We start from the raw sequence: 26,579 nt of genomic DNA, 5'->3' as shown, positions 1-26,579 counted from the left end.
ATCGGCAACTCGCTAAACAGGCCGCTACGGTGGCATGAACTTAAACCAAATAGCCTCCACGAAACCCGGGGCGATTCAAAACGCGACTGAGCGAGCGAAAGAAATCGGTCTTAAATCGCAACGCTATCGGTGCGCTTTTTGGCGCATTTGACGACCCCATCGGCGCACTAGGCCAGGTCTTTCTCGGACGCAGTGACGCAATCGACCACGAGAAGCAGCGTATCGCTCAAGATGTAATTCTTGAGTTGCTGTGCAAAATCGACGAGTCGCTGTCCCAAGCAGCCGCCAAGTCCGAGCAGCAGGGCATCAATCTCGGTGGCCTGATTGAAACTATTGCGCACGGTGGCGAATCGCTGACTGGCTTGAGCATCGGCGCAAAAAGCGGCCCGGTCACGCTGCAACCCGGCACACATGTAAGAACTGTGGCCACGGGCATGCAAAAAGTCACAGGCGTCAAGATTGTTTAGGGAGACAAGCATGGAGTCCAATGTGTTTATCGGCCACCACTGTCCTAAATGCGTAACCACAATAGCAACGTATGCTTCGATAGGTGGCACCGCGTCATGTCCGGGCTGCGGCGGCCCGCTAGTCGCAGCGAGCGGCGGTCCTCGGACTACCGTCATTGCCAAAGCCAAGTGCAATAAGTGCGACTTCAGTGCTGGGTTGTTCAGCTGTGTCGGCGGTGAAGCCAAGTGTCCAAAGTGTGGTGGTCCCATCTCATAGGTGCGAGCGCAGATGCCCAACCCGTCATTCAAGAGCGACGCCGCAAAAGCGCGGCGCCCCTCAACTTAACGTTGAAGGTCTGCTTTCCGGAATGTCAGTTGTCCGCTGTGCGTCGATAGTACGCAGTCTCGTATCGAGAAAGCAGCCGTTCTGAATAATTTCAGCGCCTATGTCCGGTAATAACTCCATACCGGTCGCAGTTTCATCTAGATGCCACCGGCAGCAATGGCCGAACAACGGACAATGTCTGGCAGTTGAAGTCTGGACTACTACACCTGATAGGTAGCAGTCGCAACCAAATTTGACGAAAGTGACTGTCAACTCAAATCTAGCGGTTCAATGTGGTGATTTTATCGTGCCACAAAAGTTTGCATCGGGGTGCGTCCGCAACACATCTTGCCTTGATGGGTGCGGTCGCTGTTGTAGGTCACTATCCAGGCATCAATCACATCCCTTGAATTTTTTTTGCCTGCATTCACGCGCCATTTTCTGCGCCTCGGATAATTGTTGCGGGGTCATCAGCGTCGCAACCATATCACGGTATTTCAAACCATCTGCATCGCCTGCCAACGCACTCATGCTAAGCCACATATGCACATGCACAAAATCTTTATCAACTCCCTGCCCGGTTGCATACATTATTCCTAAATTATTTTGCGCAGCCGCATATCCCTGTGCTGCGGCCAGACGATACCATTTCAAGGCTTCAGCATAATCCTTTGCAACACCTTCACCATTGTGATACATGGATCCGATATTGTTCTGGGCGCTTGCATTGCCCTGCACAGCGGCCAAACGATACCACTTCAGCGCCTCCGCTGTATTTTGCGTCACCCCTTCCCCACGGTGATACATATAACCCAATCTGGACTGGGCGCTTGCATCTCCCTTGTTTGCTGCAAGCCGGAACCATTTCAACGCCTCCGCATTATTTTGTGGAACCCCCTGGCCATATTTGTAAATTACTCCAATATTGGTATGGGCACCCGCATGCCCTCTGGCCGCTGCCAGACGATACCATTTCAGTGCTTCTGCAAAATCCTGTTCAATTCCATCCCCTTCGTGATACATCAGCCCAAGCTTGAATTGCGCTCCCGCATTCCCATTCGCTGCCGCCTGCGCCGTTTCTATGTATTGTTCCTTTGCTAACGAAGCATGGCTGCTTTTCGATGTATTCGCCCAGCTCATGTCAGCCATAAGCAACATTGCCGCCATCATAAAAAACAATTTTTGTTTCATTGGTCGTCTGCTCTATCGTTTAATGATCAAAATAACACAAGCGCATCGCTTTAAGGCCTGATACCGGATCACAACATTAATTAGACCCATTCTCCACTAGATGGTTCTCGCCCTACCATTACATAAATATGGCCGAAAGACGCCTGTCATCGCACCCGCATCCTTATTTAATGACATACATTCTGCCACTTTCCATTCACTTGCATATATTGACAGTTCGATGTTCCCAGCGGAGGCAGTGTCAATGCGGGCAATGGTTTTAACTCCGTGGATGGCAGGGGCTGAATGGGTGGTATGTTAGTAGACGGAAGATCCGTAATACTGGAACATAAATCCCGAACCCGGCAATTTTGTCCAAAATCATCGCAGATTTGTGAGCTGATACATTCAGCCGATACGGCTACCGGAAACGACAACGATACCAGAACAACCAACAACCTCCACATTTTCCTGCATAGCTTTAAATCAAACCTGCTTCCCTTGCTACAGAACGCCTCTCCACACATCACACATCCCCCCATCTTTCCAGTATGGGACCATTCCTCCGGCCATCCCCCATGGGCATGCGATACCTTCAGATTCAGACATACTGTCTTTCAGACGCAAGCTTTCAAGATCATATAAAATTATTGCAGCAACGCCAATACCATCCAACCATCCTTATGGAACATCAGCGTTTTGCCATGGAAACAGCACGGAATTACGGGCGTCATAACGCCATGGTTTCGTCAATTACTAAACCCCAGCTTCAAAGGTACCGAATGAACCATCCATTTTTTTCTGCAAATTTACAGAACATCTTTCTGGTTCTCTGGGCAATCTGCTGCAATATCTGCATTCCAGGGGCTGCTTTTTCACAAGATGAGATGGGAATTGAATTCAAGGATCAGGGAAAACTTGTCAAAAAACTGGATTTTCGTGACCTGGCTACGCTTACCCCTATCCAGTCCATAAAAATTGTCGAAGTCCACGAACAAAGCCAGCAAACTTACAAGGCTTTCCCTGCCCGCAACTTGCTTGATAAAACATTTGGCAAAAAATGGGAAGCTGCAGAGGAAATCGTGTTCCTTTCCCTGGATGGGTACCAGGCGAGCATCCCGGTTGCTAAATTTCTCTCCCATGATGCCTATTTTGCTTTTGCTCACGATGACCACTCACCCTTTACCCTGACCAACCGGCTACAGGGTAATGAAATTGTACCGCTGGGACCGTTATACCTGATCTGGGACAACATGAAATCAAAAATACTGCTCCAGGAAGGCGCTTCCGATATGCCATATCAAATAAAGAGCATCGAGCTTGCGACATTCGCATCCCAGTTTCCGGGGCTTTCCCCCCCCGTCAATTCATCCGCTGCCGTCCGACGCGGATTTCTGCACTTTCGCAAGTATTGCATGCCTTGCCATACAATCAATGGTGCGGGCGGGAACAAGGGCCCTGAGCTGAACTACCCTATAAGCGTAGTTGAATATATCCGGCCAGAATATCTGATACGCTGGATAGAAAATCCATCCGGCATTCGATTGAACACACGAATGCCAGCACTTACGCAGAAGATCCCGAACCGGGCTAGAATATCAAAAGAAATCGTCGCTTATTTAAAAACAATGAGGCAAAACAAGCGTAAGCCCGCAAACCCAAACACAGACCAATGAACAACCTGCTCCAAAAAACCGGGCAACAGCGCAACCATCAGAATTCATTCTTAATTGATCCGATTTCAGCTCAAGGCCGATACAAAACTGTGCTTTATTCTATCTTTACCATGTATGTAATAGGATAGCCCGTCAAACCCACGGCCACCCCAAAATTACCCATTACCTGTCTTGCAATGAAACCTAATATTCCTGTCACGCTTTGCTGTGTCGACTGCATTAATTATCCATTTGCCATTGACGCATTACGAAAATCCAGCGAAAAATGCATTTTTAGCCGCACACTCTTACTGACAGACCGGGACTATAACCTTCCGGATATCGATACAATAAAAATACCACCGATCCGTTCGCGGCAGGAATATTCAAAATTCATACTGCACCAGTTGCACCACCATATCGAAACCGAGTTTGTCCTGCTTATCCAATGGGATGGCTACGTTATTCATCCCAATGCATGGACAAATGAATTTTTAAACTATGACTATATCGGCGCGGTATGGGGTCAATATAAAGACAACCACAGGGTTGGCAACGGTGGATTTTCCCTTCGGTCACGAAAATTATTGCTCGCAACAAAAGAAATCCCCTTTAATGGAACGCTGGAGGAAGATGTACTGATTTGCCGCCAATACCGTCCGTTTCTGGAAGAAAAATACGCTATACGATTCGCACCAGATCACACAGCAGAAAAATTTTCCTTCGAAACCACCTACCCGACCCAACAGCCTTTCGGCTTTCACGGATTATTCAACCTGTGGATGGCACTTGCCCCGAATGAAATAGAAAAGTTTGTCAACCGCCTGCCCGCTCATATCACCAATTCCGTCCAGTTTTTCCAGCTAGGAGTCAACTACCTGGATATGCGCCAATATTCATTTGCCAAGGCAGTTTTTCAACGCATCCTTGCGAACAATACTGGACACGCAGACGCCCGCAGGCAGATGACAGCCCTGGAAGCGCCTGCCATTCCCCACACGCCGGGTCGAAACGAAAAATGCCCCTGCGGGAGTGGGGAACGCTACAAGAATTGTTGCGGAAAACTTGGTGCCGTCTCCTACACGCCATTGCAACCGCGCGAGCGCGAAAAAGACATTCATTGGATGTTATCCGCAGCATTGAAGCACCACCAGCTGGGCCATATTGTGCATGCCAATGCCATGTATGGGTTGGTTTTACATGAATCCCCGCAGAATGCGATTGCATTGCAATATTCCGGGGTCATTGCCTATCAGTCGGGAGACTCAGAAAAAGCAGCACAGCTCATTGAACAAGCCATTCAAATCCAGCCTGCCATTCCAGACTTCCATAATAACCTGGGGTTAGCGCTACAAGCCTTAGGCAATCCCTCACGAGCTGAGCAATGTTTTCGTCAGGCGATTAAACTCAATCCCAACTATGCAGAAGCCTATAACAATCTAGGACTGCTCCTGGAAGCCACAGGCCATTCATACGATGCAATTCATTGTTTCGAAAAATCCATTTCCATAATGCCCGATTTTGCCCAGGCGCACTGGAACCTGTCCTTGTCGTTACTCATAACCGCTAATTTTTCACGCGGGTGGAAAGAGTATGAATGGCGCTTGAAAACGCCAGAACTGGCCGGAGAACAAAAGCGTTTCTCGCATCCACTGTGGGAGGAACAGGACATCTTTGGCAAAACCATATTTATACACACAGAGCAAGGGCTTGGCGATGCAATACAATTCATCCGATATATTCCTCAACTAGCCTCTCTCAATGTACATGTCCTGCTTGAGTGCAAGCCAGCACTAAAACAACTGTTTCAGACAGTGCAGGGAATAAAACAAATTGTCTCACCAGGCGAACCCGCCCCCCGGTACGATTTCCATTGCCCATTACTCAGCCTGCCTTCAAGGCTACATACGGCAAGCAATGCAATTCCCACACCCATCCCCTATCTCTTCCCCGATAAAAACCGGATAGATGCATGGCGAAAAAAAATGCCGGATACCGGACGCGCATTCAAGGTGGGATTAATGTGGGCCGGAAGCCCAGAAAACCCGAACAACCAGAATCGCTCCTTGCCCTTAAGCAAGCTTGATCTGCTTGGAACGGTAAAAAATGTAGTATTTTATAACCTGCAAAAAGGCGATGGCACAGATCAGGCGAAGCAGCCCCTTGCCAATCTATATTTCATCGACCTGAAAGAAGATATTGGAGATTTCGCCAGCACCGCAGCCCTGATTGCCAATCTGGATCTTGTGATTTCCGTTGATACATCGGTAGCACATCTTGCAGGGGCAATTGGCAAACCTGCCTGGGTAATGTTACCTTTTGCACCCGACTGGCGCTGGTTACTCGGCAGAGATGACAGTCCCTGGTATCCAACCCATAGATTGTTCCGGCAAAGGGAGATCGGCAACTGGGAAGAAGTAATCTCGCGAGTGAAGGTGGCTTTGGACAGCTTAGCGGAACAGGCACACTCCAGGATCTTTTAAGTCCCTCTACTTGGCCTGGAAACGCCGCAAATTCTTCTCTGCCACCAGTACAGGGTTCAACTCTGGATCGTTGTACATCTTGAACTGGCGATAAATCTTGAAATATGCACGACCCTCCCGGGTGTCCGCCATCAACTCGTCAAGGCAGGCAGCCAAATCATGACGCTGCTCATTCAAACGTTGCAGTTTCCCATGGCAAGTTACCCGATGCGCTTCCTCCACATCCGCACGCACCACCTGCTGACCCATCGCACGTATCTTCAATGCAAGAATCGACAACCGATCCACCATGCTGCCAGCGGTCTCACTGTTCAAGCGTGCTTTTTGCCCGATCTGGATAACAGGTGCATCCTGACGTGCAGAATCTGCATTCACCAGCCCCAAAAAAATTAACAAGTGCTCATCGATACTTTCAATGGCATCATTCCGTGCCTGATTGTACCGATCAATCGCACGCTTATTGGCAGCAATTTCCGGGTCGCTGGACAAGGTGCGGCGAGCCAAATCTTCCTGTTCCCACAAAAGGCAATTATTACGATGGTTTCTGGTCACACATTGCCACAGTCCGGATTGAAGGCTGATATCCGGGTCCTGTGATATATGTCCGGACAGATTCTTCAGATAATCATCGTGAAGGGCGATCACAGCAGCACTTGAAAACTGGCACATATTTTTTGATCCGGAAAGGCAGGAATCATTGAACGCATTCCAGTTGTACCGCTAAGACCAAGTGAACAGGCCAAAAGCCCCCCGACCTGCCTGCATTACAGCAATGCCGGGAACAGGGAACATTCAATACAATCCGCAATGCAAGCCGATGGGTAACATACAGGCACCCATTACTGATTTACAGGGTGCAGCTGATAAACCCATTACACCCCATTACGCAGGCAAAGGCCTGATGAAGGTACACAAGCTACCCCCTCCACCAGGGCTTCAATCCCAAGGACACATGCTTAAACAAAAAATCCGCCCAACCGTACAGCAGGGTTACTTCTAAATTCCAAATCCCGGCGAGCCACGCTGTGTCCGCCCGGTAAACTGCCCCACGCCCTTAACCACGGGCATACAACGCTTCCAGCAATTCAACCTCAAAAACCAGCGTTGCATTTGGCGGAATAACGCGACCTGCGCCACGCGGTCCATAACCCAGCGATGAAGGAATCGTCAGTTTGCGCACGCCACCTACCTGCATACCCTGCACACCCTCATCCCAGCCGGCGATGACTTCTCTCGCGCCCAGAGTAAATTGAAATGGATTGTTTCTGTCTTTACTGGAATCGAATTTTGTCCCATCAGTAAGCCAGCCGGTGTAATGTACGGTAACCGTGTGCCCGCTTTGTGCGACGGCGCCCCCGGTGCCAACAACTAAGTCTTCGTATTGCAATCCGGAAGGGGTAGTAACTGTAGTCATTTCATTCCTTGAGAGTTGATTTATAAATTGTCATTTCCATTGGTTCGGGATGACGATTAATTTCGAATTATTGCCCGTTCTGCAGCCTGTATGGTATTTTCAATCAGCATGGTAATCGTCATTGGCCCAACACCGCCAGGCACCGGAGTAATGTAGCCCGCCACTTCTTTTACACTTTCAAATTCAACGTCACCCGTCAACTTCCCGTCCGGCATCCGGTTAATTCCAATGTCTATCACCGTTGCACCGGGCTTGATCATATCGCCTGTAATCATCCCGGGTTTTCCGGTAGCAACCACCAGAATATCTGCATCCCGGGTATATTTGGCGAGATTAACGGTTCTGGATGTGCAAATCGTAACCGTTGCATTTTTGTGCAGCAACATCAGCGCCATGGGCTTTCCGACGATATTGCTGCGACCAACCACTACCGCATGCCTGCCTTCGATTTCAATACCCATTTTCTCCAGCAGTTTCATTGTACCAGATGGGGTACAGGGCGGAAATGCAGTATTACCCGTAACCAGCGCCCCGACATTCATCGGGTGAAAACCATCCACATCCTTGTCCGGGCGGATGGCTTCCAGCACCTGGTTGCTATCGATGTGACGAGGCAGCGGAAGCTGAACCAGCACCCCATGGATCGCAGGGTTTGCATTTAAATCCGCAATTCTTGCCAACAGGACTGATTCCGGAGTATCAGCAGGCAATGCGATATGCTCTGAATATATCCCGGCTTCGGCACAGGCTTTCACCTTGTTGCCCACATATACCCTGGACGCGGGGTCCTCACCGACAATGATGACCGCAAGACCCGGGGTAACGCCACGCGCCTTGATTTCGTTCACACGCACCTTCCACGCGGCACGCAGTTCCTGGGAAATCGCTTTTCCATCAATGATGCGGGCTGTCATGTATCTTCCTTGAGATTGATCACGGGCGCCCCTGCGTTTGCATTAGCAGCAGCCCCGTCATGGTGTTTGAAAAAAATTGATTTTACAGACCGAAGACATTGTAACATTTCATACACAGAAAAAATTTCCTGGAGATTCTCCTGTCCCGACTAAAATCCTAACCATGACACAATCATCAACGCCACGTTATTCATGATTTTGGCCAGGGCCGGTTTACACAATTTAAGCGCTTCAAAGACAAGCGCGAAATAAATCAAGAGAAGGAATACGACATCAATCCTGCCAAAGCGGGAGAAAATGCAACGAGCCCCTTGAACCGTCGAACAGGTGCTACATTTAACAATTGATACATTTACAGCCCCCGTATTACTTGAACGGGGAAAGTAAAAAACTTTCTCATGATAAAAATAAGTAACCAAATGAATAATTACCTAGTTAAAGATGTTTTTACACCAACAAAACCCGCTCGAATTACATTTATAGATAGGGAATTGATTAACGATAGGTTAGTAAATGCTCTTCAGATGCCAGGAAAACAGATAATTGTTTATGGCCATTCTGGCTCTGCGAAAACCACTTTATTGCTCAATAAGCTTAACCAGCTTTATGAGGCACATATTACGTCCCACTGCATGAAGGGTATGACATTTAATCAAATTATTCTTAATGCATTTGATCAATTAGCTACGTACTATATATCAGAGCGCACAATAGCTTCTCAGACGGCTGTATCCACTGACTTGGCGGCAACATATTTGGCCATTAGTAGCAAACTAAAATCGTCTGAAACAACTGAACATACAAGCAAAGAACAACGAATACTTCCTCCACAATTAACCCCCCAATTTCTTGGCCGCTTATTGGGAGCAGCAAATTGCTGCTGGATCATAGAAGATTTCCATAAGGTTGATAATTCAGAAAAACCACAGTTAGCTCAACTAATGAAAGTTTTCATGGATATGTCTGATGAATATGACGCCTTGAAAATTGTCGCGCTTGGGGCAGTAGATACCGCAAGACAAGTAATTGAGTATGACCCTGAAATGCGAAATCGCGTTGCAGAAATTCATGTGGACTTAATGTCGGAAAAAGAAATAGAAAATATTGTAAGCAAAGGTGAAGAAGCTCTAAACATTTCCTTTGGAGAAGATTTAAAATCACTTATTGCTCGATACTCTAATGGGTTGGCATCTATGTGTCATCACATTTGCTTTTACATGTGCCAAGCAGCAGAAATAAATGAAACCTCTGACAAAAAGCTAGAGCTAAACAAAACGCACTTTGAAACAGCACTCAATCATTATGTTGCAGATGCCTCGGATAGTATTAGAAGTGCTTTTGATAAAGCACTCAAAGAGCGCAGAAAAACAAAACATAATCATGTCAGTTTAGCATTAGAAGCGTTATGCTCATTTGGGGAACGAGGGTCCGCCAGAACAAGTCTTTTAACAAAAATTAGAAAAAAAGTATCGAATTACCCTGAAAATAGCCTAAAAGGTACACTTCAAAAATTAACGACTGACGAGTATGGAGCTATTACACGGTTTGATCAGACTTCAGGGTTGTACTCTTTCTCTGATCCAATCTATAGGGCATTTGCCTTAGCTCATTTTCACAAAAATGGACACTCCTCGGGCAATAAAAATCAGTCTAATATTTACGATAAAGCAGCATTTTCTGAATTTCTAGAGAAATTTGCTAGAGAATTTGCTAGGCGAATTCAGGAATGAAGTGCAATTTTGAGTAATGCTGGTCAGGAGGGTAGGATGCGATAGCATCCATGCCTTTTTGACTGATGGTAACAAATCGGTATAAATTTGATGAGACTTTTATCGGTTCAAGCTGGAATAGGATCGATCGTGGTTATACCAGTCGAAGTAATCCAGAATCGAGGCTCTGGCTTGTGCAACGGAATTATACGCTTGTAGATAAACCCGCCGTACTTGAGCTCGACGAAAATATTATCTCGCCAAGCACCCCTTCCACCCATACTCAACTGGCAACCCTGATTTTTTACGGCATCGACAAACACCTTGGCGGTCAAGACCTTGCGACTGGCCCAAGCCCCCTTGGATTTCAAAACAATCTTCTACAACGAACAATTCAGCCTTACAAACAGCAACAATGAGCCAACCTAACCAGTTGGCTTTATTTTTATCTATACCTTGTCCATTTCTACCCTACAGACCGATAAGAATAGAACTCATCTATTTTTCGACCTTGTTTCTTCCTGACATTCTGGAATTTCATAACAAATATATGATTTTACACAACTTTAAGACTTTTACGCGGACAGCCATTTACAAACAAAAAATCCCCAAACCAGTATGGAATGGGGATTTCTCCTTCTTTCCATGCCGAAAAACAACCCGATTTCGGGGTGGTTTGAATTCATTTCCGGATTTTATATGCGACATATCAACCGCTGGACTCGCAAACAGGATGCACACGAAAAAGCAAAATTGTTGCTCCCATGCTCCTTGGTCATGATGCCCGGGGAAGTATCGACGTCCCCCTGTTTCGTTATATTTCAAAATCAGCCAGTTTTTTGGGCACTGCCACATTCTTAAGCCGGACATACTGTGGCAAACCGTCTTTATACGGCGGATAGTCCTCACCCATGATAAGGGGAAGCATATAGCCACGACATTTTTCGGAAATACCAAACCCGTCTTTGGTAATAAAATTGCGCGGCATAGTTTTTTCGACATTTGCCACCTTTTGCAGTGGCGCAACCTCAATACTCCATTGATAAGGCTTGTCCGCGAGACGAACAATCGCGGGCATAACTGCATTCTCGCCCTTCAGTGCCAGCTGTACGGCAGCCTTACCGAGCGCATAGGCCTGTTCCACATCCGTCCTGGAAGCAATATGCCTCGCGGCTCGTTGCAGGTAATCCGCCACCGCCCAATGAAACTTGTAACCCAGCGCATCCTTGATCATGTTCGCTATCACGGGCGCCACCCCACCAAGTTGGGTGTGGCCAAAAGCATCCCTCAAACCCTGGTCAGAGAGAAATTTTCCATCCTCCCCCCGCACCCCCTCGGATACCACAACAGAACAATAACCATACTGCTGCACCATGGCATCCACTTTGGCCAGAAATTTTTCTTTGCTGAAGGGAATTTCGGGAAACAGAATCACAATCGGCAACTCGCAATTCTTGTCCGAAGCTAGACCACCGGCAGCGGCAATCCAGCCCGCATGCCTGCCCATGACTTCCATCACGAAAACCCGGGTTGAAGTCTGTGCCATGGAAGCCACATCAAAACTGGCTTCGCGAACCGATACTGCAACATATTTGGCAACAGAACCAAACCCCGGGCAACAGTCCGTAACCGGCAAATCATTATCCACCGTTTTGGGTATATGAATGGCCTGAACGGGGTAGCCCATTTTATTGGCCAACTGGGAAATTTTCAGGCAGGTATCGGCAGAATCACCTCCGCCGTTATAGAAAAAATAACCAATATTGTGCGCCTTGAAAACCTCAACCAGTCTCTCGTACTGCAACCTGTTTTCCTCCAGCCCCTTCAGCTTGAAGCGGCAGGAGCCAAATGCCCCGGACGGTGCATAACGCAGTGAGGCAATGGATTTGGCAGTATCCTTTCCGGTATCTATCAAATCTTCCGCGAGTGCTCCAACAATACCGTTGCGGCCTGCATAGACTTTACCGATTTTGTCCTTGTTGGCACGCGCCGTCTCGATCACACCACAAGCCGAGGCATTGATCACCGCGGTTACACCTCCAGACTGCGCATAAAAAGCATTCCTGATTCTCATGTTGCTTTCTGCCTCCTATCCATTGACTGACCGGAATGACCAACAACCCGATACTACAGTACACCGCCTTTCAGAAAAATCAAAGCAAATCCAGCCGGAACATCTCACCGGATTACCGCACACAACCGGTTGAAAATCCATCCTCAGCAATCATATGCGAATTTTATTTTCAATATTATTTTTACCAAAGCTGATCCTACTCCGTAGGGTCAGCTTCCGTAAAAACAATACCAGGGAAACTCTCTTGAACTGCACGAAATGTACGAACCATATAGACCAAATATCATGATCCATTCACACGAAGCAACCGAAGTATTGCAGGTTTTTTTGCCCAGCGTCGGAGATGTGTCTTTTTACTATCCGATCTCAGTAAACAGATCATCTAGGTTTCATAGTTTAAAAGGGGTTCGGATAATATGCGCACCTTCTGCAGTGACCTGCGGTTTTCGTTCAGGCTTCCAAGCATGTCCGTAGACCACTTCGAAAGTAGCGGGAAGCTTGCCATTTTGCCGGAATTTCTCGTAATTGGTCTGCAATGCCAACCAGGAATCCTTGCCCATCATACCCAGCCCGCGACCGGCAGTGGCATTATGTGCGCCTATGCTGCGCAAATCGTGCATGACGCCTTTCAGGTCATGGTAAGTCAGCGTAATCATCTCCATGTCCATCACCGGTGCGGCAAACCCCGCGGATTTCAGCATGTCGCCGATGTCATGCATGTCGGCGAAACGATTGACATGCCTGTATCCATCTATTCCCTGAAAAGCACTCCGCAATTCCTTAAGCGTGTCCGGCCCGAACGTGCTGAACATGATCAGTCCGTCCACTTTCAATACGCGATGTAACTCTCTGAAAGTGGCCGATAAGTCATTGCACCATTGCAAGGCAAGGTTCGACCATACCAATTCAATGCAGTTTTTGACTAACGGCAAATCCTCTACGTCAGCACAAACATAACTGTATCTTTTCCTGTCGAATAACTTATGCCACCAGCCTACACGGCTTCGCGATACCTGTAGCATGCAAATTGCCATATCGAGAGAAATCAGGTGAGCCTCGGGGTATCGCTGCGACAATTCTCGCATCCCAAAGCCGGTTCCACTGCCTGCATCCAGCACGGATACAGGTTTTTGCTTGATATAGTCCAAACGTTCCAACATCCGGCTGCAAATTTCATGCTGCAAAACGGCAAAATCGTCATATTGATTCGCTGCACGATTGAACGCTTTCCTCACCCGGCGCTTGTCAAGCAGATAATCATCCATTTAAAAACACCTCCATCCGCTGTATAACGCTGTCTGGATGAGATAAAAACGGGGCATGGGAAGCCCCGTCAATATTAAACAGCTGTGCATTCGGCAGTTGCTGCGCTAAAAATACTGAAGCGGCAGGTACGGCCAGTACATCGCTCTCGCCTGCGATCACCAGGGATGAATGCGTAATCTGTGGTAAAAACATCCGCAAATCCGTATCACGCAAGATGTTTAACCCTTCACGCAATGCCGCAATATTCGGTTGCCTGCTGCCACAGAGGTGGTCACGCAAATCTTTCAGCACCCTGCGCTCATTCTCGCTACCAAGAGCCTGCATAGCAATAAACCGCTTCAATGTCTGTTCGTGGTTCTTCAGAAAAGAAACAGAAAATTCATCCAGTGTGGCTACCGGCATTGCATATTCCCACCCACAGCGCTGAACAAAGCTGGGGGTAGTGGCAATCAGTACGAGCTTACTGATCTGGTGCGGCACAAGGTGCGCCCAGCGCAGTGCAACCAACCCTCCTAGCGACCAGCCACATAAAGCCAGCGGTTCTCCCGGGTATTCGGAATCCCAACGATCAGAAAACCAGTGTACCAAACCATCCAGATCGTATGGGCAGACAACATGGTCATTACTGTACCCAGGAAAATCTACACAATGAACACGAAAACGCAAGGCAAGCTGTTCCGCCATTCTCCCCCAGATACCGCAGTGCATGCCCCAACCAGGTATCAGCAATAACGGGGGGGTGGCTCCAGAACTTTCAGGATGCAAGTTCATGCAGTACTGAAATGAATTGAGCCACGTCCTGCTCACTATGGGCAGCGGACAAAGAAATGCGTAACCGTGCAGTGCCTTGGGGTACAGTTGGCGGTCGGATGGCAGGAACCCAGATACCACGCCTGTACAAGCTATCACTCAAGGCTACCGCCGAATCACTGTTCCCTACCAACAGCGGCTGAATGGGCGTGTCTGAATACAGAAGTTTCCATGGCAACTTTTCCAGCCCTGCCCGCAACTGCTCAATCAGTTTCCTTAAATGAATACGCCGCCAGTGATCCTTCTGCACCAGGCGTATGCTGGTCAGCAATGCGCTGGACAACGCAGGAGGACTGGCGGTTGTATAAATATAGCTGCGCGCATTCTGGATCAGGGTATCAATCACGATCTTTTCCGCAGCTATGAAGGCTCCTGCTACGCCTGCCGCCTTGCCCAGTGTAGCCATGTAAATGATGCGCGGCGAAAATAACCTGGATGCTTGCCTGTCCACTGGAGCTACCGGATAATCTTCAAGGCTGGCTGCAGAAGTTTTTTTCACAAGATCACAAGAATGAAACAAGGATCCCCGCCCTTCCTTCCCCAGTATACCGAAGCCATGCGCATCATCCACCAGCAACCAGGCATCATATTGATCGCATAGCACCAGCAGCTCCGGCAACGGTGCAAGATCGCCATCCATACTAAAAACCGCATCGGTAATCACAAGCCTGCGCCCACTGTGCGGCTGTCTCAATAGCTGTTCCAAATGCGCTATATCGTTGTGACGATAGCGATGAATCCGGGCACGCGACAGCAACATTGCATCATTGAGTGACGCGTGATTCAGTCTGTCGGCAAAAATCCGGTCATTTCTTCCAACCAGCGCCTGTACCGCGCCAAGGTTCGCCAGGTAACCCGAAGAAAACAAAATGGCTGCAGGTTTGCCAGTGAACGCAGCCAATGCCTGTTCCAGTTGCTGATGAACGCTGAAATGGCCACTGATCAGATGAGACGCCCCTGCGCCGACCCCATAATCCCGTGCACCTTCCTGCAACGCGGCAAGCACATAGGGGTGGCATGCCAATCCGAGATAATCATTACTGGAAAAAGACAGAACCGGTTTTCCATCTACCTCTACGCGTGTGCCCTGTGATCCCTTCACAACACGATGATGGCGCATGAGCCCCTTTGCAGCCCGACTCTCCAGTGCATTCTGTAAAACCTCAAACGGCATATGAATTTCCAAACATGGGCAAACTCAGGCCTTCATACATCATGGTTACCTGCCATGGTGGCGTCAAATGATATCCGGCTGGATCCAATAAACCGCGATATCTCCACTTCAGGCTACCGCTTGAAAATATACATTAGGCTTTTAAGCCGGATACATACCCAGCTTATCGAACAGCGCCCGGTCTCTCTCCACATCGGGATTCCCCGTAGTCAATAACTGCTCTCCATAGAATACCGAGTTCGCGCCGGCAAGAAAGCACAAAGCCTGGACCGCTTCGCTCATCAGTTGCCTCCCGGCAGATAATCGCACGCGCGCACGGGGCATGGTAATACGCGCTACCGCTATGGTGCGCACAAACTCCAGCGGATCCAATGCCTTGGTACCAGCGAGCGGAGTACCCTCAACCTGCACCAACAGATTAATGGGTACGCTTTCAGGATAGGGATCCAGGTTCGCCAGCTGAACGATCAAGCCAGCACGCTGTTCCAGGGTTTCCCCCAACCCGACAATTCCTCCGCAGCATACGTTCAAACCAGCCTTGCGCACTCGCTCCAGGGTATCCAGCCGATCCTGATAATCGCGAGTGGAAATAATCTTGCCGTAAAATTCTGGAGCCGTATCCAGATTATGATTATAATAATCCAGCCCAGCTTCCTGAAGCTGCTCGGCCTGACCGTCTTTCAGCAGACCCAGCGTAGCGCAGGTCTCAAGACCTAACGCTTTTACTTTGCGCACCATTTCCAGAACAGGCTCCAGATCACGCTGTTTCGGCCCGCGCCAGGCTGCACCCATACAAAAACGCGTTGCTCCCGCATCCTTCGCAGTACGGGCTGCAGCCATTACATTCTCTATATCCAGCAATGACTTTTCACCCACGCTGGTATCATAGCGCGCAGACTGTGGGCAATAGCTGCAATCTTCCGGACACCCGCCCGTTTTGATAGACAATAGCGTGGACAACTGTATCGCATTGGCATCAAAATATTCACGGTGTACCTGCTGCGCACGATAAAGCAGATCAGCGAAAGGCAGCTTGAACAGTTCATCAACCTCCTCCCTGCTCCAAGGCAGCGTCCGGGTAGATATTTGACCTGGAGATTTCATTTTGGCAGAAAGGTTATATTGCTCAGCTTGAATATCCATAACATGCAATTCTGATGATTTAAACGGTACGACATGATCCGCGAAAGGATGCAAACTTGTCAATTTTAACCCGCCAATTTTTGAACATCTGCACAAAATTATGGCAACACCTACCCGCACAACCATGTGTTCTATGTGGCACCCTCAGCCGGGTTGGCGGCTGGTGCGCTGCCTGTGACGCTGATTTGCCTTATCTGCCTGCAACCTGCTGCCCAATATGCGCTCTACCCACCCATGATGGCACAACCTGTGGCCAATGCCTGCAAGAGAAACTCCATTTCGACCGCACCGTGGCGGTATTTGCTTATGCATTTCCGATCAACCGGCTGGTGCAGGCACTGAAACATAAAGAAAAACTGATGCTGGCACACTGCCTTGCAGAAAAACTCGCGCAGCGTATCACTCAACATCCCGACCATCTTGTTGCGATGCCTCACCACCCCAAACGCTTGCGCAGCCGTGGATTTAACCAGTCACTGGAACTCGCTAGACACCTCGGGAGGCATTTGAACATTCCCTTGCTGCCGGATGCCTGCGAACGCAACCGCGATACCCCACCTCAAGCTGCGTTAACACGGAAAGAAAGAAATCAGAATGTTCGACAGGCATTCAACTGCACGCAGAATTTCCAGGGAAAGCATGTCGCCATAATCGATGACGTAATGACCAGCGGTGCCTCGTTGGATGAACTGGCACAATCCTTACGCAAAGCAGGAGCCATTGAAATCAGCGCTTGGGTCATAGCACGAACCTTGCCGCACAATGCCTCCGCAGGTTACGATCCGGGGATTGCCTGTCGAATGTCGGCCGATCCTGTACAAAAACTCAAGAATGACCCGCAACAGGCACCGGAAATTCATCTTTAATTTTTAGCACGAGGCCCGGTCATGATGAATGTGATCCTTTTCCAGCCCGAAATCCCTCCCAACACGGGAAATATCATTCGCCTCTGCGCAAATACCGGGGCACAGTTACACCTGATTCAACCCCTCGGATTTACTCTGGAAGACAAACAACTACGACGTGCCGGACTGGATTATCACGAACATGCCAATATACGCATACACGATAGCCTCACATCCTGCATACAGTCCTTGCCCGGCTCGCGGCTACTTGCCTTCAGCACCAAGGGCAAACATCCTTATCACAAAGTAGAGTTTCAGGCTGGAGACTCGCTGCTGTTCGGGCCAGAAACCCGGGGGTTGCCTGCAGAAATACTGGCATCCCTGCTCCCCGAACAGCGCCTATATATACCCATGCTGCCTCACAGCCGCAGCCTGAATTTATCCAACACCGTAGCAGTAGCAGTATTCGAAGCCTGGCGTCAATGCAAATTTGCAGGGGCGGCTGAATAATAATTCAAGGAATGTCACAATTTGGCAAAAACAATGTGATGCAACCCGAAGATCAAACCATGCATTTTTGATTTTTATAGCTTCTCACTTCAAAAACCTGGCCAAGCGACTCTGGATTCACCACTGCCATACTACTTTACAAAAACACCTGCATTTTTTATATTATATTTTTCGCATCTGAATGTGTTAAAAATAGAGTCCAGGAAGTGCCAAACAAGTCTCTGCATTGGACATATTATGTATACGCAAAATGAATACACAATGCTCACTCAATGTAATGAGCCTCGCAGATACCAGATTTGAAACGCATGAAAAAGCGTGTATTTAGATGCAATTGATGGACAAATCCCTTACAATGGCGAACCTGCGCTTAATAGACTGAAATAACAGAAAAAAATAACATGCCGCATGCAACATGCGGGGCTCATTTCAACTCAGAACTCAAGGCATAAGGAATTTCAATTTTCCTGTTGATTCCATTCATTTCTAATAATTATAGTCATCCCTAAAAAATTATGCTTAGCCGCAACGACATTCTTAACGCCAGTCTTTTGATCGTTGATGATCAGAAAACTAATGTAAACCTGCTAGAGGAAATCCTTAAGAGCGCCGGCTATACGCGTATTACATCAACACAGAATCCATTTGAAGCCTGCGAACTTTACCGTAAAAATGAGTATGACCTGATCTTGCTTGACTTGCAAATGCCTGAAATGGATGGATATCAGGTAATGGAGCAATTAAAGGTATTTGAAAAAGATAGCTACCTTCCTGTCCTCGTCATTACCGCCCAGCCGAACCAGAAGCTGCGCGCATTGCAAGCCGGCGCAAAAGATTTTATCAGCAAGCCTTTTGATCTGACCGAGGTGCAGACCCGAATTCATAACATGCTGGAAATACGCCTGTTATATAAACAACTGCAGAATTACAATAAGATACTGGAGCAAACGGTACAAGCTCGTACCGCGGAACTGAAAGCAAGCGAAGCTCGTTTTCGCAGGCTAACCGAGCTGTCTTCCGACTGGCATTGGGAGCAGGACGCATCAGGACACTTTACCAACATTTACGGTCCGGTTCTTGAAATGCTCGGCATCCAGGTGAACGACCTGCTCGACGAGTCTAACACACCGCAGGCAGCTCATTGGGACCAGAGTGAGCAGACTATGCTGAAAAATTACATTTCAGCAAGACAGCCGTTCCTGGATTTTATCTACCGGAGACATAACCCGAACGGTTCACAGCAATATTTCATGATCAGCGGCGAACCAATGTTCGACTCGACCGGAAAATTTACTGGATACCGCGGAGTTGGCAAGGAAGTTACTGCAAGCATCCGCGCCGAATCCTGACAGCCAGTCGCACACTCATGCCAAAACAGCGGTGAACCTACCCGGCATTGCAGTTCGCAAACTTTCCCTTAAAACATTAAGGCTTAGTTCAAGGTTTTTTAGACCGTATCACCCTATCCAGAGACACCCATCATTCGACTTTTCCGCCGGGTAACTGATGGTAAAATTCAGGGTGTAGTCATTATTCATTGTCATGCCCCAACAACCCCTTTTCATCCATCTGCGCCTGCACAGCGAATATTCCATAACCGATGGCATAGTCCGCATCCCCGATGCAATTGCTATGGCACGACAGGATGCCATGCCCGCGCTGGCACTCACCGATCTCAATAACCTGTTCGGTCAGATCAAGTTTTTCCAGGCAGCACGCACCCATGGAATCAAGCCCGTCGTAGGCTGCGACGTATCCATCCACAACCCGGCCGAGCCGGAAAAGCCGTTCCGTCTGCTATTGCTGTGCCAATCCAATACCGGCTACCTGCGATTATGTGATCTGGTGACTCGAGCCTATCTCTTAAGACTCAATAGTGGACGCGTGGAAATCCACAAGAAATGGTTGTATGAAGGCACGGAAGGGCTCATTGCATTATCAGGTGCACACCTTGGTGACGTTGGAACAGCACTATTGAACGGCAATCAGGGAATGGCACATCAGCTGGCCCTGGAATGGGCAGAACTTTTCCCTGACCGGTTTTATCTGGAAATACAGCGTATCGGCATAACGCAAGAAGAACTGCATGTACAGGAAACAGCCAGACTCGCAGCAAAACTGGCGTTACCCGTGGTCGCCACTCATCCGGTCCAATTTCTGGGCAAGGATGAGCATAAGGCGCACGAAACGCGGGTCTGCATCGCCGAAGGATATGTACTGAACGACAAACGACGCATATCCAGATTTACCCCGCAGCAATATTTCAAGACCCAAGCCGAAATGACCACATTGTTCGCTGATTTTCCCGAGGCAATACAGAACAGCGTGGAAATTGCCAAGCGTTGCAATCTTACCCTGAAGCTGGGCAAGTCTCACCTGCCGGATTTCCCCACCCCGAACGGTCAAAGTCTGGACGATTTTCTGCGTACTGAATCCGAGCAAGGCTTGCAACAGCGCATGCTGCAGTTATACCCTGACCTGGACACCCGCACAGCTAAATCGGAGGAGTATTCCGTACGCCTGGCATTCGAAATTGAAACCATTATAAAAATGGGGTTCTCCGGCTATTTTCTGATTGTTGCTGACTTTATCCGCTGGGCAAAGCGTAATGACGTACCGGTCGGCCCCGGCCGTGGCTCGGGAGCAGGTTCACTCGTGGCTTACAGCCTGGGCATTACAGACCTGGATCCGCTTCGCTATGCTCTGCTGTTTGAACGATTCCTGAATCCAGAGCGGGTATCCATGCCCGATTTTGACATAGATTTCTGCCAGGATGGGCGCGAGCGGGTCATCGATTACGTGAAACAAAAATACGGTGAAGCAAGCGTTTCACAAATAGCCACTTTTGGCACCATGGCATCTAAGGCGGTGATTCGTGACGTCGGGCGGGTGCTGGATCTTCCCTACGGTCTGTGCGACCGCCTTTCCAAACTTGTCCCACTGGAGGGAGTAAAGCCGGTATCACTGAAAAAAGCGCGAGAACAGGAACCCGAGTTCAACACAATCATCGACAGCGAAGAAGGCGTGGAAGAATTGCTCGAACTTGGGGAGCGGCTGGAGGACCTGACACGCAATGTAGGCATGCACGCAGGTGGAGTGCTGATTGCACCGGGAAAACTGACCGATTTTTGCCCGCTTTATTATGCCGAAGGTAGCGACAAGGGCATCAGCCAGTTTGATAAGGATGATGTCGAAAAAGTGGGCTTGGTGAAATTTGATTTCCTGGGACTGCGCACGCTCACCATTCTTGACTGGGCAGTGAAATATATAAACGGTATGCCTGGAAACTCCAGATTCTCCATCGACAACCTGCCACTAGAGGACAAACCAACCTACGATCTGCTCAAAGCAGCCAATACTACCGCGATTTTTCAGCTTGAATCCCCAGGCATGAAAAAGCTGATTGTCAAGCTACAGCCTGACACTTTTGAAGATATCGTAGCGCTAGTCGCATTATATCGCCCAGGCCCGCTCGAATCGGGCATGGTGGAAGATTTCATCAACCGCAAACATGGGAGAGCCAAAGCAGATTATTTCCATCCGGATCTGGAAATCTCGCTCAAACCCACATATGGAGTAATCGTTTATCAGGAACAGGTCATGCAGATCGCGCAGATTATCGGCGGGTACTCTCTGGGAGCGGCGGACCTGCTGCGCAGAGCAATGGGGAAGAAAAACGCTGAAGAAATGGCACTCCAGCGCGACACCTTTGTGAACGGGGCTGTGGCGCGCGGCATCTGCGAGCGACTGGCAGCGCAACTGTTCGACCTGATGGAAAAATTCGCAGGCTACGGTTTCAATAAATCACACTCTGCAGCTTATGCACTGCTGTCCTACCAGACTGCCTATCTTAAGGCGCACTACCCGGCAGCTTTCATGGCCGCCACACTGTCATCGGACATGGACAATACCGACAAAGTACATGTCTTCTTCCTGGATACCCTGGCGCAGGGAATTGACATCTTACCGCCCGACATTAATTTATCTGCCAGCCGGTTTACGCCAATCAACGAAAAAACCATCGCATACGGGCTGGAAGCGGTCAAGGGTACAGGAAAGACTGCTATAGACAATATCACGAACGCTCGCAAAACCGGGGGGCCATTCCGTGATCTTTTTGATTTTTGCCGCCGGGTAGACAAACGCATAGTAAATCGGCGTGCCACTGAGGCACTGATCCGTAGCGGAGCATTTGACTCAATCTCGGCCCATCGTCACCAGTTGCTGGCATCACTGGATACCGCAATGAATGCCGCAGAACAGCAGGCACGATCCATCCATCAGAACAACCTGTTCGGCGCAGACGAAGGATGTGCCATGCCGGCAGAGATGAAAACCGTCCCGCGCTGGACACTGCGCGAGCAATTAAAACATGAAAAATCCAGCCTGGGTTTTTATCTGAGCGGCCATCCCTTCCAGGAATATGCAAACGAACTGCAATTCTTTGTCAAAACTCGCCTGAACGATCTCTCCCCTCAGATGCTGCCACAAAACGGCAATAACCGACGTAGTGGAATGCAGGTTATCCTGGCGGGTATCATATCTGCCATAAAGATACAGCAAACACGGCGCGGGCGAATGGCAATAGTCACGCTGGATGACGGTAGCGGGCAGCTGGAAACAACGGTATTCAATGAGCTATACGAAGCCAGCCGCCCATGGATAAAAGAAGATGAGCTGCTGGTGGTACGCGGGAAAGCCAGTTTTGATGAATATTCCAACAACATGCGCGTAAACTGCGAGGAACTCTTCGACCTATCCTCAGCACGCGCTGCTTTCGCGAAATGCCTGGAGCTAAACATTTCATCCGATATGCAGATCAGCGTATCCCAACTAAAGGAACTCCTCACGCCTTACCGTGATGGCAAATGCATGACGATCATGCACTACTGCAACACCTACGCGAGCACACAACTCAAGCTGGGAGAAAACTGGAATGTGACCCTGCACAACGACTTACTGGCCCAATTAAAAAAACTGCTGGGCGAGCAGAACGTTCAAATAATCTACCCATAACGCATCTGTCCAATAACACTCTACTTTTACCCACAGCATCGCCTGCTACCCAGCCGGGTCATTTCCCACCACTGCCCTGACCACAAGGCAACCTGATTTGAAAAGCCTGCAGAATTCGCCCCGGACATTGACAATCCTGCAATCAGCAGGCAATTTCAATCCAGGCCACTAGAAAAGGCCAATGGTAAAAGAAAACCGGATGAGCGAGATACTTTAAGGAACCTTAGGCATATCTACCCGGATACGCATCATGTCATGTCTACTTGATTCGCATACCGGGCTGAGCGCCGTCGTCCGGACTGAGAATGAACAGGCCAGGAGCCTCACCGGAAGCTGCCAGAACCATCCCTTCCGACAAACCAAATTTCATCTTGCGCGGCGCAAGATTGGCGACCATGACTGTCATTCTTCCCTGCAGTTTTTCAGGATCGTACACCGACTTGATTCCGGCAAATACCGTGCGCGACCTTTCTTCACCGATATCCAGCGTCAGCTTTAACAACTTCTCCGCCCCTTCAACATGCTCTGCCTTGACAATTTTCGCCACACGCAAGTCTACTTTGCTGAAATCCTCTATCGAGATCACCGAAGATACCTCCCCTCCGGCAGCTTTCTGCTGCACAGAATCATGCAGCTGTGCTTCTGCATGCCGCGCAGGAGAGTGCGATTCAGGCAGGGGCTTTAGGCTTTGCTGATTGGCAGCAATCATGGCTTTAATCATTTCTGGCTCAATACGGGCCATCAGGTGTGAATAAGGATTAATTGCATGGTGATCAGGCAACATCTCATCCGCATCACTCCATACAAGCTGTTGAATATTGAAAAAAATTTCAACATCCTGAGCCAGCTTTGGCAGTACTGGCTTCAGGTAAACCGTCAGCCTCTTGAATGCATTCAGAATAACCGTACAGACTTCATGCAATCTGTCATGGTTTTCTTCCTCCTTGGCCAGCTCCCATGGTTTATAGCAATCGACGTATTTGTTCACAATATCGGCCAGATACATGATTTGACGCAACGCATGGGCGTAATTACGCTGCTCATATAGTTTGGCAATGTTTTGGGTATGAATGGATTCACCCTCCCATAAAAAACCAATATCCTCTAAATTCTGAGTTTTTAGCATAAACATTGTTAATTCGGCGCACTCTGACCTAATACCTTTTTTTGCAAGTTTTCCGCCAAAACGCTTGGCAATAAAACCCGCCGCACGCGAGGCCAGGTTGATGAACTTACCGATCAGATCACTGTTCACCTTGACTGCAAAATCTTCCAGATTCAGGTCGATGTCTTCCATGGTTCCATTCAGTTTTGCGGCATAATAATACCGAAGGTATTCCGGATTCAGCCCCTGACGGAGGTAGCTATCGGCGGTAATAAAAGTCCCGCGCGACTTGCTCATTTTTTCTCCGTTAACCGTAAGGAAACCGTGCGCAAATATCTGCGTTGGGGTGCGAAAATCCGAAAACTCAAGCATCGCAGGCCAGAACAATGCGTGAAAATAGAGGATGTCCTTGCCAATGAAATGATATAGCTCGACATTGGAATCTGCACGCCAGTATTCATTAAAATTGATCCCTTTATCCGCACACAGTCTCCTGAAGCTCCCCATGTAGCCAACCGGGGCATCCAGCCAGACATAAAAATACTTACCAGGAGCATCCGGAATTTCAAAGCCAAAATACGGCGCATCACGAGAGATATCCCAGTCGGACAGGCCAGCAGCAAACCATTCGCGCATCTTGTTGGCTGCTTCTGCCTGCAGCGGTGCAACTTTCTGCTTATCCAACCTGCCCTGCGTCCAGCTGTTCAGAAAATCATGGCAACGCGCATCAGACAATTTAAAAAAATAATGCTCCGAACTGCGTTGCTCCGGTTGCGCACCCGATACAGAAGAGTAGGGGTTGATCAATTCGGTAGGCGAATATGTAGAACCGCAGACTTCGCAATTGTCGCCATATTGATCTTTGGCATGGCACCTGGGGCATTCACCCTTGATAAAGCGGTCAGGCAGGAACATCTTCTTGACGGGGTCATAAAACTGCTCGACAGAACGCACTTCAATCAGGCTTGCAGCTTTCAGCCTGCGGTAAATCTCCTCTGCAAACCCTCTGGTTTCGTCGCTGTTGGTGCTGCCATAGTGGTCAAACTCAACATGAAAGCCTTCGAAAGCAGATTTGTGCTCATGCCATACGCGATCAATCAGTTGTTCAGGAGTGATGCCTTCCGTTTCTGCGCGAAGCATGACGGGCGTACCATGCGTATCATCAGCACAAATATAGAAACAGGTATTGCCTTGCATTTTCTGAAAACGTACCCATATATCTGTCTGAATATATTCAACCAGGTGACCCAGATGAATACTGCCATTGGCATAAGGCAATGCGGAGGTAACCAATATCGTGCGCGACATGAATGTAAAACCCAGTGTAAATTAATGTAATTGTAGCAAAATTGCACTATAGGCGTGGCGTGGAATCTTGGGTAGAATGTTCGCCCCAAGGATTCGATTGCAGGAATAGCACATGAGCTTTACCGATTCAGATGTACAGGCCGCACTGGAGAAATTAACTGACCCTAATACAAAAAAGGACTTTTTTTCCAGCAAGTCGGCAAAAAATATCCAGATCAGCGGCAATCACCTGTCGCTTGACATCCAGCTTGGCTATCCTGCAAAAAGTGTATGGAATGAAATTCGCACGATGGTTGAAAGCCATTTGCGCAGTGCATTGCCCGATGCCGAATCCATTTCCGTGCATGTAAGCAGCAAGGTAGTGCCCCATGCCGTTCAGCGAGGGATCAAGCTGGTGGACGGAGTAAAAAACATTATTGCCGTGGCAAGCGGCAAGGGGGGCGTGGGGAAATCCACTACCGCCGTGAACCTGGCGCTGGCACTGGCAGCAGAAGGTGCGCGGGTCGGAATTCTGGATGCAGATATTTATGGCCCCTCTCAGCCCGCCATGATGGGCATCAAAGGACAACCGGTTTCACGCGACGGAAAATCGGTTGAACCCATGCTGGGACACGGGCTGCAAGTCATGTCCATTGGCTTCATGATCCAGGGCGAGGATGTACCCATGGTATGGCGCGGCCCGATGGTTACCCAGGCACTGGATCAGCTGCTCCATCAGACTCGCTGGAACGAACTGGATTACCTGGTCGTGGATATGCCACCCGGCACCGGAGACATTCAGCTTACCTTATCGCAAAAAGTCCCGGTCACCGGCGCGGTCATCGTAACCACGCCACAGGACATCGCACTGATGGATGCACGCAAGGGGCTGAAAATGTTCGACAAAGTGAACATCAAAACTCTGGGCATTATAGAAAACATGAGCACGCACATCTGTTCAAAATGCGGCCACGAAGAACATATCTTTGGCAGCGGTGGCGCTGAAAAAATGTGCCATGACTATAATATAGAACTTCTGGGTTCCTTGCCTCTGGATATCCATATCCGCGAGCAGGCGGATTCCGGCAACCCAACTGTAGTGGCCGACCCGGACAACGCAGCTGCCAGAGTGTACAAGCAGATTGCACGTCGCCTCGCGGTAAAAATTGCTGAAATGGCCCAGGACTACAGCTCGGCATTCCCCAAGATCGTGATACAAAATACATGACCAAA

Annotated in this window: 19 protein-coding genes and 1 pseudogene; 8 read left to right on the top strand and 12 right to left on the bottom strand. The window is 48.9% G+C overall.

Annotation, left to right across the window (positions count from 1 at the left end):
* Positions 1-167: 167 nt before the first annotated feature.
* Together KJA68_RS03915 and KJA68_RS03910 are read right to left on the bottom strand one after the other, a co-directional pair.
* Positions 168-479 carry a hypothetical protein gene (locus tag KJA68_RS03915; RefSeq protein WP_213035631.1) on the bottom strand — a complete coding sequence of 104 codons (312 nt, stop codon included), beginning with the start codon at positions 477-479 and terminating at the stop codon, positions 168-170.
* Between the two features lie 685 nt (positions 480-1,164).
* Positions 1,165-1,911: a tetratricopeptide repeat protein gene (locus KJA68_RS03910; RefSeq protein WP_281412130.1), complete on the bottom strand. Its 747-nt coding sequence runs from the start codon at positions 1,909-1,911 to the stop codon at positions 1,165-1,167.
* Positions 1,912-2,723: 812 nt separating this feature from the next.
* On the opposite strand from KJA68_RS03910, the gene KJA68_RS03905 reads away from it, so the two are divergent.
* Both KJA68_RS03905 and KJA68_RS03900 read left to right on the top strand, forming a co-directional pair.
* Positions 2,724-3,617, top strand: coding sequence for a c-type cytochrome (locus KJA68_RS03905; protein ID WP_213035629.1), 894 nt, complete (start codon positions 2,724-2,726; stop codon positions 3,615-3,617).
* Positions 3,618-3,793: 176 nt separating this feature from the next.
* Positions 3,794-6,079, top strand: a complete 2,286-nt coding sequence (locus KJA68_RS03900) for a DUF5672 family protein (protein WP_213035628.1) — start codon at positions 3,794-3,796, stop codon at positions 6,077-6,079.
* Positions 6,080-6,085: 6 nt separating this feature from the next.
* On the opposite strand, the gene KJA68_RS03895 is transcribed toward KJA68_RS03900, so the two are convergent.
* The 3 genes from KJA68_RS03895 to folD form a co-directional block, all read right to left on the bottom strand.
* Positions 6,086-6,748, bottom strand: a complete 663-nt coding sequence (locus KJA68_RS03895; protein WP_213035627.1) for a DUF4254 domain-containing protein — start codon at positions 6,746-6,748, stop codon at positions 6,086-6,088.
* Positions 6,749-7,133: 385 nt separating this feature from the next.
* Positions 7,134-7,493: an FKBP-type peptidyl-prolyl cis-trans isomerase gene (locus KJA68_RS03890; RefSeq protein WP_213035626.1), complete on the bottom strand. Its 360-nt coding sequence runs from the start codon at positions 7,491-7,493 to the stop codon at positions 7,134-7,136.
* A gap of 56 nt (positions 7,494-7,549) precedes the next feature.
* The gene (gene folD, locus KJA68_RS03885; RefSeq protein ID WP_213035625.1) at positions 7,550-8,407 is read right to left on the bottom strand and encodes a bifunctional methylenetetrahydrofolate dehydrogenase/methenyltetrahydrofolate cyclohydrolase FolD; all 858 of its coding nucleotides are present in this window, start codon (positions 8,405-8,407) and stop codon (positions 7,550-7,552) included.
* Positions 8,408-8,826: 419 nt separating this feature from the next.
* On the opposite strand from folD, the gene KJA68_RS03880 reads away from it, so the two are divergent.
* A complete protein-coding gene (locus KJA68_RS03880) occupies positions 8,827-10,137 on the top strand; it encodes a P-loop NTPase family protein (protein WP_213035624.1) in 1,311 nt (436 codons plus the stop codon).
* 99 nt (positions 10,138-10,236) lie between these two features.
* On the opposite strand, the pseudogene KJA68_RS11090 reads toward KJA68_RS03880, so the two are convergent.
* The 6 genes and pseudogenes from KJA68_RS11090 to bioB form a co-directional block, all read right to left on the bottom strand.
* Positions 10,237-10,332 (bottom strand): annotated as a pseudogene (locus KJA68_RS11090) (IS3 family transposase); the annotation flags it as partial.
* Between the two features lie 598 nt (positions 10,333-10,930).
* Complete coding sequence (locus KJA68_RS03870; protein ID WP_213035623.1) at positions 10,931-12,190, bottom strand: 6-phosphofructokinase; 1,260 nt, start codon at positions 12,188-12,190, stop codon at positions 10,931-10,933.
* Positions 12,191-12,579: 389 nt separating this feature from the next.
* On the bottom strand, positions 12,580-13,455 hold the full coding sequence (bioC, locus tag KJA68_RS03865) for a malonyl-ACP O-methyltransferase BioC (RefSeq protein ID WP_213035622.1): 876 nt from the start codon (positions 13,453-13,455) through the stop codon (positions 12,580-12,582).
* Positions 13,448-14,227 carry an alpha/beta fold hydrolase gene (locus KJA68_RS03860; RefSeq protein WP_213035621.1) on the bottom strand — a complete coding sequence of 260 codons (780 nt, stop codon included), beginning with the start codon at positions 14,225-14,227 and terminating at the stop codon, positions 13,448-13,450. The genes bioC and KJA68_RS03860 overlap by 8 nt, the downstream gene beginning before the upstream one ends.
* Positions 14,211-15,440, bottom strand: coding sequence for an aminotransferase class I/II-fold pyridoxal phosphate-dependent enzyme (locus KJA68_RS03855; RefSeq protein ID WP_213035620.1), 1,230 nt, complete (start codon positions 15,438-15,440; stop codon positions 14,211-14,213). The genes KJA68_RS03860 and KJA68_RS03855 overlap by 17 nt, the downstream gene beginning before the upstream one ends.
* 141 nt (positions 15,441-15,581) lie before the next feature.
* Positions 15,582-16,544, bottom strand: a complete 963-nt coding sequence (gene bioB, locus KJA68_RS03850) for a biotin synthase BioB (RefSeq protein ID WP_213035635.1) — start codon at positions 16,542-16,544, stop codon at positions 15,582-15,584.
* Between the two features lie 95 nt (positions 16,545-16,639).
* On the opposite strand from bioB, the gene KJA68_RS03845 reads away from it, so the two are divergent.
* The 4 genes from KJA68_RS03845 (at position 16,640) to dnaE (ending at position 22,954) form a co-directional block, all read left to right on the top strand.
* Complete coding sequence (locus KJA68_RS03845; protein WP_213035619.1) at positions 16,640-17,449, top strand: ComF family protein; 810 nt, start codon at positions 16,640-16,642, stop codon at positions 17,447-17,449.
* Between the two features lie 21 nt (positions 17,450-17,470).
* Entirely contained in the window at positions 17,471-17,938 is a 468-nt protein-coding gene (gene trmL / locus KJA68_RS03840) for a tRNA (uridine(34)/cytosine(34)/5-carboxymethylaminomethyluridine(34)-2'-O)-methyltransferase TrmL (protein WP_213035618.1), read from the top strand.
* A gap of 515 nt (positions 17,939-18,453) precedes the next feature.
* Positions 18,454-19,287, top strand: a complete 834-nt coding sequence (locus KJA68_RS03835) for a response regulator (RefSeq protein WP_213035617.1) — start codon at positions 18,454-18,456, stop codon at positions 19,285-19,287.
* 193 nt (positions 19,288-19,480) lie between these two features.
* A complete protein-coding gene (gene dnaE / locus KJA68_RS03830) occupies positions 19,481-22,954 on the top strand; it encodes a DNA polymerase III subunit alpha (RefSeq protein WP_213035616.1) in 3,474 nt (1,157 codons plus the stop codon).
* A gap of 259 nt (positions 22,955-23,213) precedes the next feature.
* On the opposite strand, the gene metG is transcribed toward dnaE, so the two are convergent.
* A complete protein-coding gene (metG, locus tag KJA68_RS03825; RefSeq protein ID WP_213035615.1) occupies positions 23,214-25,367 on the bottom strand; it encodes a methionine--tRNA ligase in 2,154 nt (717 codons plus the stop codon).
* A gap of 112 nt (positions 25,368-25,479) precedes the next feature.
* Between metG and apbC the strand changes: the two genes are divergently transcribed.
* Positions 25,480-26,574 carry an iron-sulfur cluster carrier protein ApbC gene (gene apbC / locus KJA68_RS03820; RefSeq protein WP_213035614.1) on the top strand — a complete coding sequence of 365 codons (1,095 nt, stop codon included), beginning with the start codon at positions 25,480-25,482 and terminating at the stop codon, positions 26,572-26,574.
* Positions 26,575-26,579 lie beyond the last annotated feature (5 nt).

The organism is Candidatus Nitrotoga fabula (assembly GCF_905221025.1).
Lineage (GTDB): Bacteria > Pseudomonadota > Gammaproteobacteria > Burkholderiales > Gallionellaceae > Nitrotoga > Nitrotoga fabula.
Note: the sequence above shows the minus strand (reverse complement) of the source record. Positions and strands in the feature narration are given on the sequence as shown.